We start from the raw sequence: 10,282 nt of genomic DNA on the forward strand, positions 1-10,282 counted from the left end.
ACAAGACGAAGACACTTTGCCGCCGACCCCCTCTACCCTCACCCCCGGCCCCTCTCCCAAAGGGAGAGGGGAGTTGGGGATAGTGCTCCGCACGGCCGGCGCGTCCGCGACAGCGTTGCGTAGCAATAACGACGCAGAGAAACGTTTCATTGCCATTTGAGATGGCTGTAACTACCAAGCTGCCGGTGAACGCCAATAGCTGGGCAAGCGGATCGTATTCCTTTAGCTACCGTTTGCACCAGCGGGATAAAGTTCTCGCGAGGCTGCACGGCAAGTTTTGCTCAGGGAGCGATGGTAATGGGCGAGGGGCTGGTTTGGGTGGCTCTTTGGCCGCCCCGCTCCAGGATCACCTCAACGAGGCCGTTGTTGACCGGCTGCATGTTGAAGGGCAGTTGCTGCTGGGTTTCGTAGAGGCCGGGCGCCACCTCCCGCATCTCCACCTCCGGCGTCACCCCGACGATGCGAAAAGCTGCCCGCCCCCCCGGATCCCCTCGCATCGTAACTTTGAGGATCTCGCCCATGCGCAGGTTGGTGCTGTTGGTGGTGACATTGAAAATCCGGGGCAGCCCAGCAGCGACAGGTGCGGAGACCGGCTGGATGGTGGAGCGGGTTCCCTTAGATCCATCGATTGCAAAAGGGAAGATCTCCCGGTGTTCCTGGCTGAGGCCATCCTTAGTGAGCACAATTCGCAAAACGGGGTTGCTGGCTTGGTGGGTGGGGGCCACCACGTAGGTGCCCTCGTAGTGGTGGGGTCGCACCTCCCGCATCGGCTGGTTCAGGGCCAAATTCCCCAAATCAAACTGGGCGATCCCCCCCGAGTCCCCCCAGATGGCAATGGTGAGAATATCCCCTTCCACCAGGTCGCGCTGGGGATCCAAGCGAATCGCCTCAATACGCGGATAGCGGTTGCCGACTGGAGCCAGAGGAGCAGGCTCAGGGGTGGCCGGTTGTGGCAGAGGGGATGGGGGCGGAAACACCGATTCCACCGGCGGGGGAGCGACATTGCCCAGGGCCAGTTGAGGGAGCCGCCGCTGAACGCGGGTCTCCCGTCCGTTGAGGCTCAGTTGGATACGAATATCGGGACTGAGGGCGCTGTCCTGAGGGCCAAGGGTGTAAACGGCGCGGTAATAGCCGGGCTGCACCTCCTGCATGGGCAAGCCCTGCACCAAGCTGCCGATATCCACGGTGGCCCTGCCGTTGGGAGTGGCCTGGGCCTCAACAGTCAGAGTTCCCCCTGGCGGCACCACTCCCGACTCAGGGGTAATCCGCGTTTGCAAGATTTCGGGTTGGACAGTCTTGGCCACCGGAGCAGGAGAGGGACGCAACTGCGCCACCGGAGCTGGCAAAGGCGGAAGCTGACCGCGATACACCAGCGCCTGGTGCAACAGCACCGCCCCCTCGGCTCGGCTGAGCACCCGATTGGGCCGCAGCCGGGCCGGATCCGGCACATTCACCAATAGCCCTGCTTCCCCTGCCATCGCCACAAAAGCCCGCCCCACCTCCGGCACCTCGGCAGCATCGGTGTACAGAGCCATCCAGCGCTCAATATCGTCCTGGTTGGGAGCAGGCAATTGCAGGGCCCGCACCAAAATAGCCAGGGCTTCCAGGTGGGTGAGATCTCCTTGCGGGCGAAACTCGTTGCCCTCGTACAGGCGCATCGCTCCCGCCTGCAGCACCGCTTGGGCCGTCCAATAGTCGGGGGTATTGGGCTCGAGATCCCGAATCTCTTGTACCTGGTTGGGGTTGGGGACGTAGCCGAAAAACTCCGTTAGCCACTGGGCCAATTCCAGACGAGTCAAGGTCGCCGACAGCGGCTCCTGGGTGAGCACCAGGTCCGTCTGGCGCTCCAGCGCTGCCACGTAGGCATCGGCCCAGGCCAGCGAGGCTTGCTGCTCGACCCCTTGCGACCAGGCCGGCAAGCTGAGGCTTGACCAGCCTAGCGTCCAACATAGGCCCAAGGCTAGGGGCCACGAGCACCGCATAGCTGTTACTCCTGTTCCGTTGACATCCCCTCAGAGCCAGCTTATCTCAAAGTTCCGCCGTGTCCTCAAGCCCTCGGTGTCAGTCGCGATTGCGCCCTTTGGCAGTGGGATCCCCTACCCCAGGCGTTCCGGCTCACGCTGCCCTAGAGTTGAACTCAGAGGCTGTTAGGAGATCTTACCTATGCAAGGGTGGGGCCTCGCTTGGCGGCAAACAGCTTGAGCAATTGTCTTGTAACTTGTAGCTGTGCATGCAACTCCTTATCATTGTGTTATAGACTCAAAGAGCCCTTTTGCCCCTAGTGCAGGGAGGAGTTTCATGGCTGGCAACACTGGAGAGCGACCTTTTGTCGATATTATTACCAGCGTCCGCTACTGGGTTATTCATGCCCTGACCATTCCCGCTTTGTTTTTGGCGGGTTGGCTTTTTGTCAGCACCGGCTTGGCTTATGATATCTTTGGCACCCCGCGCCCCAATGAGTATTTCACCGCAGAGCGGCAGGAGTTACCGATTGTCAGCGACCGCTTCAACGCTCTTGAGCAACTGGAAAAGTTAACTCGCTAGGAAAGAGCAGGGCCAGGCTGGCAACTCTTTAGTTGTTGCGATTTGTAAATCTATTTTGCGTTCCAAGATGCAGGATCTGGACTATGGCGACCAAATCTGTTAACAAACCTGACGAGCCTGTTTTCTACCCCGTTTTTACTGTCCGTTGGTTGGCGGTGCATACTTTGGCGATTCCAACCGTTTTCTTTTTGGGAGCTATTGCCGCAATGCAGTTTATTCAACGGTGAACCCCATGGCTGATCAACCTGAGAAGAATCCCAACACCCAGCCGGTAGAGCTAAACCGCACCTCCCTATACTTGGGCTTGCTGCTGGTGTTTGTGGTGGGGCTGTTGTTTTCCAGCTACTTTCTCAACTGAGACTTCACTTGTCTCTGGTCTTAAGTTGAGAAAAAGCTGCAGGGATCAATGTAGGCTTACCTTAGCCAGCCCTTGGTTCTCTTTGCAGACTACGGGTGCAACTTTTTAGACCTATCTTTTTCTTCTGGAGGCCAGTTGCTATGACTAGTCAGGCAAGGATCCCTCTGTGGATAGTGGCTGTGGTTGTCGGTTTGGGTGTGGTCACGGTGGTTGGGCTTTTCTTCTATGGCTCCTATACCGGTCTTGGAGCGCCCGTGTAGTTTAGACAAGTAGAGGAGGGCGAGGGGCAGTAATCTAGACAGATCCCTCGCTCTGTTTCGTTTCGGGGTATGCGGGTCAGCTAGAAACCGCGGGAGCTCCCCTGTACCCCCCTATATCCCCCCGCCCAGCCCCCCTGTATCCCCCCGTATACGGGGGGACTGGGGGGCCGGGGGCCGGGCCGGTCAGTGACGGGAGGAATGCGGTCTGTTGATGTATAGTTACAGCATGCCCCAAGTCTTGACTATCAAACTGTTCGCGCTAGCGGGACGGAGTCCTTAGGTATCGGAGTCGCAAGCCGCCAAGCTGGATGCGACTCTGGACGCCTTTGTGCAGGCCTTGAACTGGGTGAATGAGAACACACCAGAGAAGATAGTCAACGCCGTCAAGCTCCAATCTCTCTGCTAGCGCGAGATTCGTACCTGCTTTGGGCTATCCTGGCACAACAGGTATGCAGACGGATGGCAGGGTCGCGTAAGGTTGCCCGGCAACAGAACTGTCCGGTCAAGGCCTTCAAGGCAGGCTTCGTGACCTACGATGCCCGCATCTTTTCCTTCCGCGAGAACGACTGGACGGTGTCGCTGACCACCGTAGAGGGTCGGGAACGCTTTGAGTTGGCCATTGGCAACTATCAACGAGGGATGCTGGCCGGCACCAATCCCAAATCGGCCACGTTGGTCAAACGCAAAGAGGGTTCTCACTACATCCAGATTGGCGTCGAGCCAGACACCCCCAAGGCGATGGGGGTGGACTTGGGGAGGAGAGATATTGCCCATACCTCAGAGGAGGACAACTGGAATGGACAGCCGTTGAACCAGGTCAGAGACCACTCCTCCCGGCTGCGGGCGTCACTTCAACGCAAAGCCAGTCAGGGCACAAGATCTAGTCGGCGCAGATGCCGCCAACTCTTGCAACGGCTGTCTGGTCAGGAGAGACGCTTGCAAACCTGGGTCAATCCCTGCATCTCCAAAGCGATTGTGTCGAGGGCGCAGGCCACCCACAGTTTTATTGCCCTGGAAGACCTGAGTGGCATTAGGGAGCGCACCAACCGACAGCCGCGCAGTTAAGATAGAGCGGCGGCGGTCGAATAGTTGGGCGTTCTATCAACTGAAGCAGTTTGTGCAGTACAAGGCGCTGCGGGCCGGGATCCAGGTTGGGGTGGTGCCGCCTGCCTACAGCTCGCAGACCTGCCACCCGTGCCTGTGGATTGGGCAACGGGAAGGGAAGCATTTTCGTTGTGTGAACTCGGTCTGTGGCTGGAAAGGGGATGCAGATTTTAACGGTGCCAACGTGATTGCATTATTGGGGGCTGCTGTAAACCAGCCCCCCTACCTCCCCCCGTATACGGGGGGTTGGGGAGCGGTCGGAGCCCGGTAGTTTACACATCTCCCGTGAAGGGGAAGGGTGGCTTTGACACTCCCACCCAGGGGATTCTTACGCAGCCCAAAGTGGACTCGCGAAGGCGCTGTCAAGACGCCTCTAGACAGTCCTTTGAGGCATAACCTCAAAGTTCTGCTTACTTCGGACTTAAGTTCCGCCAGGTTAGTTATTGCCACGCGGGTTTTGCACCGCAGTAGGTTGTTTTCCTGGAGAAGCTCTGTACTAATAACAAAGAAGCAACTAAAGTGGCTCAAGGGCTTTTCCGCCGCGTACTCAAGTACGGGGCTACCAAGCTATCCTCTTGTGTAAGAGCAACGTGGCTACAGAGAAACGTGTTGAGCCAGCACAGCAGTCAGATGTTCTCTTTCTTGAAACAGACAGCGGCGCGAGCTGCTCTGGTCAGCTTCGGCTCAATTTTGCTGGCCGAAATGGGCGATAAAACCCAGTTGGCCACCCTGCTCCTCAGCGCCCACTCGCAAAATCTTGGGGTGATCTTCTGCGGAGCTGCTGCTGCCCTAATCAGCACCAGCTTCATTGGGGTATGGGCGGGGGCTTGGGTAGCGCGAGTCATCCCCCCCCGCTGGATCAAAACCTCGGCAGGCGTGGGGTTCCTCCTGATCGGCCTATCTCTGCTCTGGGGATCCCTGCCCATAGCTGGCTGAGCAGAGGCCTTCAGGATGGCTCCGGCAAAGCATGTTACGATTAAGGACGCCTCGCACTCCACCTGAGTGCCTCACTTTATGCCGGACAACCGGTCAGGAAGACCAGCATGGCCAAAAAACGCAACCTGAAGCGGGAAAAAGCCGAGCGCAACCGCGAGTATGCCAAGCAGTTTCAGAAAAGTCGTGCTCGCAATAGCCGCCGCTTCCGTTCTGTTCCTCGGGATCAGGAGGCCAGCGCTGGCGAAGAACAGCAGCCGTGATGGCAAGTTCGTCGAGAGGCTCTGTTGACCAACACCCTGACCGGAGCTAGCCCAGCAAAGCTGCTATTGTAGGCAGGGGTGGGCTGGAGCGGATAGCCATGAAGTACCGACGTATTCTGCTGAAGCTGAGCGGTGAAGCCCTGATGGGGGAACGTCCCTACGGGATTGACCCCGAGGTCTTGCAGTCCATTGCCAGTGAAGTAGCCTCGGTGGTGCGGGCGGGCGTGCAGGTGGCGATCGTGGTGGGAGGGGGCAATATCTGGCGCGGGCGCAAGGAAGCGGCTGCCCAGGGGATGGATCAAGCTTCTGCTGACTACGTGGGGATGTTGGCCACCGTCATCAACGCCTTAACCTTGCAAGATGCCATCGAGCGGGCCGGGATCCCGACGCGGGTGCAGACGGCCATTGCCATGCAGGAGGTGGCAGAGCCTTACATTCGTCGCCGCGCCATTCGTCACCTGGAAAAAGGGCGGGTGGTGATCTTTGGGGCAGGCTCTGGAAATCCCTTCTTCACCACCGACACGACTGCGGCCTTGCGGGCGGCGGAGATCGATGCCGAGGTGATCTTCAAAGCCACCAAGGTGGACGGGGTTTATGACGCGGATCCCAAGACCCATCCTCAGGCCCGCCGCTACGATGTCCTCAGCTACCAGGATGTGCTTACCCGCGATCTGCGGGTGATGGACAGCACTGCCATCGCCCTCTGCAAAGAAAATCAACTACCCATCGTGGTTTTCGACTTGACCACTCCCGGCAACATCTACCGGGTGGTGCAAGGGGAGCCCATCGGCACTTGGATTGGACAAACAACTCCCAAGAGCAATGGGATCCCTGCCCGCCTGGCCCAGGAGAGCGGATCCTAAGTGGGATAGGCCGAGGCTACACTGGGGGTGGCCCTAACTGACCGGTGACGGCCTGAAGATCTCTTCTGGCCACGCTAACCTGGCCAGAGGATGTGCTGTCGCGATGTGGAGGGGAAGGCGATGACCGATCACCGCGATCCCGCCTCGCCCGAAGGCCTGATCGCCCAAAGTGCTCCGCCCCGCTGCCGCCAACGCTGGGGTCGCCGTCTAGTGCAAGGCTTAGCTTTCCTGGTGGCCTTGGCCGTTGGATTTGGCTACTGGCGCTGGCAGACCTGGCTTCAGCCGCTGGGTGGCCCAGAGCCAATCCAGGTGGTGATCCAGCCGGGCAGCAGCAGCCGTTTAATCGGGAAACAACTGCACCAAGCGGGGGTGATCCGCTCTGCCTTGGCCTGGGAGCTGTGGAGCCGCACCTTTGGACGTGACTGGCTGTTTCAGGCAGGTACCTACGCTTTGGATCCCAACCAAGACATGCTATCCGTAGCCCGACAACTGCGGCAGGGCCGGATTCTGCAGCGGCGGCTGACCATCCCGGAGGGCTGGCGGATCGAGCAGATGGCGGCGGCCTTGGCGGAGCGCAACTGGTTGGCAGCCGATGTTTTCATCGCCACGGCCCGCGTGATCCCTCCCCTCGATTGGCTGCCCCCCAGCTTGAACTCCCTGGAAGGCTACCTCTTCCCCGACACCTATCTTTTTCCTGTCGAACAGGTGGAGGGATCCCTGCCGGATCAGCAAAAAGCCGAGATTGTCATCAACGCCATGCTGCAGCGGTTTGCCGCCGTGGCCCTACCCCTGTTTCGCCAGCACACTACTTCCCTCTCCTTGCATGAGTGGGTTACCTTGGCCAGCATTGTGGAGCGGGAGGCCGCCGTGCCGGAGGAGCGTGCCTTAATCGCGGGCGTCTTTTTGAACCGGCTCAAAAAGGGAATGCCCTTGGGAGCCGATCCGACGGTGGAATATGCCCTGAACATCCAGCAGACGCCAGATCGCCGCCTCACCCTTGCCGAGGTGCATACCCCCTCCCCCTACAACACCTACCTCACCCCCGGCTTGCCCCCTGGCCCCATCGCCAGTCCGGGCTTGGCCAGCCTCAAAGCCGTTTTGGAGCCTGAGGAGACCGATTACCTCTACTTTGTGGCCCGCTACGACGGCACCCATGTTTTCAGCAAGACCCTAGCCGAGCACGAGGCAGCTCAACGGCAAATCCTCCGCGAGCGGCAGGGATCCCCGCCCACTTCGCAATGAGAAGGTCAGGAGCATTGGCAGTTGGTGGCTGAAAAGGTTCTCGATGGTACGCAAACCTTGGTTCAAGCTCCTGCAACCGGATGTGGTGGTGGCCGGCACTGTCTTGCGGCTGCGGGCAGAAGATCTGTTGGCCTGGCAGGTGAGGGGCGTCATCTTCGACGTGGACGACACGCTGGTGCCGATCCGCCAGGCTGAGGTGGATCCGGCTGTGGCCGCCTGGCTGGAGCAATTGCGCCCCCACTTTCAGATTTGGCTGGTGAGCAACAACCTCAACCGCAACCGCATTCGCCAAATCGGCGAGAGCTTGAACCTGCCTTCCATTCACGGCGCCGGCAAACCCTCGCGGCGCGCTCTGCGGCGGGCTGTGGCGCAAATGAACCTGCCGGTGGAGGCGGTGGCCATCGTGGGCGATCGCCTGTGGACGGATATCCTGGCGGGCAATCGGCTGGGCTTGGTTACCGTATTGGTCAACTCCCTCCTGCCCAAGACTCTGAAGAAGAGCCCTGCGGCCATCCTGGATCCCCGCGTTTGAGAGATTCTTTGGACAACCTCACCCCCGTCCCCTCTCCCAGAGGGAGAGGGGAGCTAGGAAATAACGTAACGAGCCGTTTCATTTTTGAAATGACTCTATAGGTTGTCAGGGGGTGGCGCATCCGCAAGTTGAAATCGAGAGACAGCTTGCAGAACTGACCCATCTGCCCAAGTTTTTTGTAGAGTGACGGCAGTGAGCCGGCTCCGGCATTGGGCCCGCCGGGTGGCGGTGTAAAGGCAGCGTCAAATTCAAAGGTTAAGCATGCAAACCATCCCTGTCGTCAAGTCCGCCATGCAACGGGTGAAGTCCATGATGCAGAAATCGCTGCGGTCTGTTCCCATCTCTCACCGTCCCAAGTCTCTGTTGATATCCCAGGGACGGAGTTTAATTAAGCTGAGCAGCCTGCTGGCCTTGCCCTTGCTGGTCTCGGCATGGCCCGCTTGGGCCTTGACCTTGGTGGCCCGTCCGGATCTACGCAGCCTCAAACGGGCACAAGTCATTCGGGTGGTCGATTACAACACCCTGGTTGTCCAGCTCGAAGGGGACTTGAATTTGCGGCTGGTGCAACTGATCGGGATTGCTCCTCTGCCGGCAGAGCTCAATCCTACGTGGACGAAGCTGCGCGGGCAAACCCCTCTGCCCATCTCCAATGCTGGTCAATACCTGCAGACGGCTTTGCTGGGGCGCGAGGTTTTCTTGGAGTTGGATCCCGCTCTGGCCCCCACCCCCACCCTGCCTGCCTACGTTTGGCGGGCCAATACCCTCATCAACCAGGAAATGCTGTTTTTGGGGCATGGCCTACTGTCGCCGCAAACCAATGGCCTCAAGTACGGCGTCATTCTCAAAGAGGCAGCCAATGCGGCAAGGCAACAGGGGCGCGGCTATTGGACGCCCTATGGCCCTCGCTAGAGGGAAGCCAAAGACAGGTCCAGAGCCGCCTGGCCCTTGGGGATGGCTCTCAACTTCAACAAACAGTTTCAACGGCTCTTCGGGAGAGGCGCTCCACCCCAGATCCCGTCCAAAAGGCGGGAGCGAGCCGTTCTCTCGAGATTGCTCACCTTTTGTATTTTCTTAGTATTTAGCCTGCTTATATATGATGATCTCAGGCGGGCTTTCGATCCTGGGCTGCCGAGTTCGCTAGGTTGGAAGGGATCCCGCTGGGTGATTTGGAGTTCCCTATGGCGGATGAACTGCCGTTTACCCTGGATCAGCTCCTCATCGTTCAGGCGATTGCGCAGCAGGGGAGTTTTCGGCGGGCTGCGGAGAGCCTGTTTGTCTCCCAGCCAGCGGTCAGCTTGCAGGTGCAGAACCTGGAGCGACAGTTGGGAGTGGTGTTGTTTGACCGCGGCGGGCGCAAGGTGGAGCTGACGGATGCGGGGCAGGTGTTGCTGCACTACAGCGAGCGCATCCTCAAGCTCTGCCGGGAAGCGGTTCAAGCTCTGGCCAATTTGCAAGAGATGGGAGGGGGGCACTTGGTTTTGGGGGCCAGCCAAACGGTGGGCACCTACGTCATGCCCTCTTTGATCGCGCAGTATCACCGCAGCTATCCCCAGATTTCGGTGCAGCTCTTGGTGCAATCCACACGGCGAATTGCCCAGAAGCTGGTGGAGGGTCGGCTGGATCTGGCCATTGTCGGCGGGGAGATCCCCTTTGACTTACAGCGGCATTTGAAGGTGATTGCTCTGGCGGAAGACGAATACGTGTTGGTCGGCGCCCCCAGCTGTGCCCTCGATGCTCCCGCCCTTGTGGATCTGTTGACTTTGCCCTTCATTACCCTGGATCCCCAGTCTTCCACGCGGCAGACCATCGACCGGGTGCTGAATCGCCACGGCATCAACCCGGGCCAGCTAAATGTACGGCTGGAACTCAGCTCGATTGAGGCAATCAAGAATGCCGTCCAGGCTGGCTTGGGGGTGGCTTTTTTGTCGATGGTGGCGGTGGGCTCCGACTTGGAGCAAGGGCGGCTGAAAAAGCTGGCGGTGGAAGGGCTGCAGATACGGCGCACCCTTTGGCTGGCGTTTAACCCGGAGCGCTATCAATCGCAGGCGGCCACCCGCTTTCGCGAGGGGCTGCTGAGCTGCCAAGACTGGCTGAAAACTCCCCCTCCCCACTTACAGTTGCTCGCTTGAGTGACATCCTCTCCCGCTAAGCCCTGACGGGCTGTAGACGGGAGCTTCCGAGAA

At 59.3% G+C, this 10,282-nt stretch carries 12 protein-coding genes and 1 pseudogene; 12 read left to right on the forward strand and 1 reads right to left on the reverse strand.

Translation table 11 applies throughout. The features are described from left to right. Positions 1–281: 281 nt before the first annotated feature. Positions 282–1,982, reverse strand: coding sequence for an S-layer homology domain-containing protein (locus GG26_RS04850; protein ID WP_099812837.1), 1,701 nt, complete (start codon positions 1,980–1,982; stop codon positions 282–284). 316 nt (positions 1,983–2,298) lie between these two features. Between GG26_RS04850 and psbE the strand changes: the two genes are divergently transcribed. From psbE to GG26_RS04910, 12 genes and pseudogenes are all read left to right on the forward strand, one after another. Beyond that, positions 2,299–2,544, forward strand: coding sequence for a cytochrome b559 subunit alpha (psbE, locus tag GG26_RS04855; protein WP_011431225.1), 246 nt, complete (start codon positions 2,299–2,301; stop codon positions 2,542–2,544). Between the two features lie 83 nt (positions 2,545–2,627). Then, positions 2,628–2,771: a cytochrome b559 subunit beta gene (psbF, locus tag GG26_RS04860; protein WP_011431224.1), complete on the forward strand. Its 144-nt coding sequence runs from the start codon at positions 2,628–2,630 to the stop codon at positions 2,769–2,771. A 5-nt stretch (positions 2,772–2,776) separates the two neighbouring features. Further along, positions 2,777–2,902: a photosystem II reaction center protein L gene (locus GG26_RS04865; protein ID WP_011431223.1), complete on the forward strand. Its 126-nt coding sequence runs from the start codon at positions 2,777–2,779 to the stop codon at positions 2,900–2,902. A gap of 140 nt (positions 2,903–3,042) precedes the next feature. After that, complete coding sequence (locus tag GG26_RS04870) at positions 3,043–3,162, forward strand: photosystem II reaction center protein J (protein WP_011431222.1); 120 nt, start codon at positions 3,043–3,045, stop codon at positions 3,160–3,162. Between the two features lie 304 nt (positions 3,163–3,466). Next, positions 3,467–4,537: pseudogene (locus GG26_RS04875) on the forward strand (RNA-guided endonuclease InsQ/TnpB family protein). Between the two features lie 359 nt (positions 4,538–4,896). Further along, positions 4,897–5,202 (forward strand): TMEM165/GDT1 family protein, encoded by a 306-nt coding sequence (locus GG26_RS04880; protein ID WP_099812838.1) that lies wholly within the window; start codon positions 4,897–4,899, stop codon positions 5,200–5,202. A 107-nt stretch (positions 5,203–5,309) separates the two neighbouring features. Beyond that, complete coding sequence (locus tag GG26_RS04885) at positions 5,310–5,462, forward strand: hypothetical protein (protein ID WP_011431218.1); 153 nt, start codon at positions 5,310–5,312, stop codon at positions 5,460–5,462. Positions 5,463–5,560: 98 nt separating this feature from the next. After that, positions 5,561–6,325: a UMP kinase gene (gene pyrH, locus GG26_RS04890; protein WP_011431217.1), complete on the forward strand. Its 765-nt coding sequence runs from the start codon at positions 5,561–5,563 to the stop codon at positions 6,323–6,325. A 120-nt stretch (positions 6,326–6,445) separates the two neighbouring features. Continuing rightward, positions 6,446–7,567 (forward strand): endolytic transglycosylase MltG, encoded by a 1,122-nt coding sequence (gene mltG, locus GG26_RS04895; RefSeq protein WP_414389149.1) that lies wholly within the window; start codon positions 6,446–6,448, stop codon positions 7,565–7,567. A gap of 43 nt (positions 7,568–7,610) precedes the next feature. Beyond that, positions 7,611–8,099, forward strand: coding sequence for a YqeG family HAD IIIA-type phosphatase (locus tag GG26_RS04900; protein WP_414389151.1), 489 nt, complete (start codon positions 7,611–7,613; stop codon positions 8,097–8,099). A gap of 261 nt (positions 8,100–8,360) precedes the next feature. Beyond that, positions 8,361–9,008 (forward strand): thermonuclease family protein, encoded by a 648-nt coding sequence (locus GG26_RS04905; RefSeq protein WP_011431214.1) that lies wholly within the window; start codon positions 8,361–8,363, stop codon positions 9,006–9,008. A 269-nt stretch (positions 9,009–9,277) separates the two neighbouring features. Then, on the forward strand, positions 9,278–10,228 hold the full coding sequence (locus GG26_RS04910) for a LysR substrate-binding domain-containing protein (RefSeq protein WP_011431213.1): 951 nt from the start codon (positions 9,278–9,280) through the stop codon (positions 10,226–10,228). Positions 10,229–10,282: the final 54 nt, after the last annotated feature.

The organism is Synechococcus sp. 'PEA 65AY6A-5F PE A' (genome assembly GCF_047462575.1).
Lineage (GTDB): Bacteria > Cyanobacteriota > Cyanobacteriia > Thermostichales > Thermostichaceae > Thermostichus.

Excerpts from the sequence above, each read along its gene's own strand:
- psbE (WP_011431225.1), top strand. The coding sequence starts at position 2,299 with ATGGCTGGCAACACTGGAGAGCGACCTTTTGTCGATATTATTACCAGC.
- mltG (WP_414389149.1), top strand. The coding sequence starts at position 6,446 with ATGACCGATCACCGCGATCCCGCCTCGCCCGAAGGCCTGATCGCCCAA.
- GG26_RS04850 (WP_099812837.1), bottom strand. The coding sequence starts at position 1,982 with ATGCGGTGCTCGTGGCCCCTAGCCTTGGGCCTATGTTGGACGCTAGGC.
- GG26_RS04885 (WP_011431218.1), top strand. The coding sequence starts at position 5,310 with ATGGCCAAAAAACGCAACCTGAAGCGGGAAAAAGCCGAGCGCAACCGC.
- psbF (WP_011431224.1), top strand. The coding sequence starts at position 2,628 with ATGGCGACCAAATCTGTTAACAAACCTGACGAGCCTGTTTTCTACCCC.
- GG26_RS04905 (WP_011431214.1), top strand. The coding sequence starts at position 8,361 with ATGCAAACCATCCCTGTCGTCAAGTCCGCCATGCAACGGGTGAAGTCC.
- GG26_RS04880 (WP_099812838.1), top strand. The coding sequence starts at position 4,897 with ATGTTCTCTTTCTTGAAACAGACAGCGGCGCGAGCTGCTCTGGTCAGC.
- GG26_RS04900 (WP_414389151.1), top strand. The coding sequence starts at position 7,611 with ATGGTACGCAAACCTTGGTTCAAGCTCCTGCAACCGGATGTGGTGGTG.
- GG26_RS04865 (WP_011431223.1), top strand. The coding sequence starts at position 2,777 with ATGGCTGATCAACCTGAGAAGAATCCCAACACCCAGCCGGTAGAGCTA.
- GG26_RS04870 (WP_011431222.1), top strand. The coding sequence starts at position 3,043 with ATGACTAGTCAGGCAAGGATCCCTCTGTGGATAGTGGCTGTGGTTGTC.
- GG26_RS04910 (WP_011431213.1), top strand. The coding sequence starts at position 9,278 with ATGGCGGATGAACTGCCGTTTACCCTGGATCAGCTCCTCATCGTTCAG.
- pyrH (WP_011431217.1), top strand. The coding sequence starts at position 5,561 with ATGAAGTACCGACGTATTCTGCTGAAGCTGAGCGGTGAAGCCCTGATG.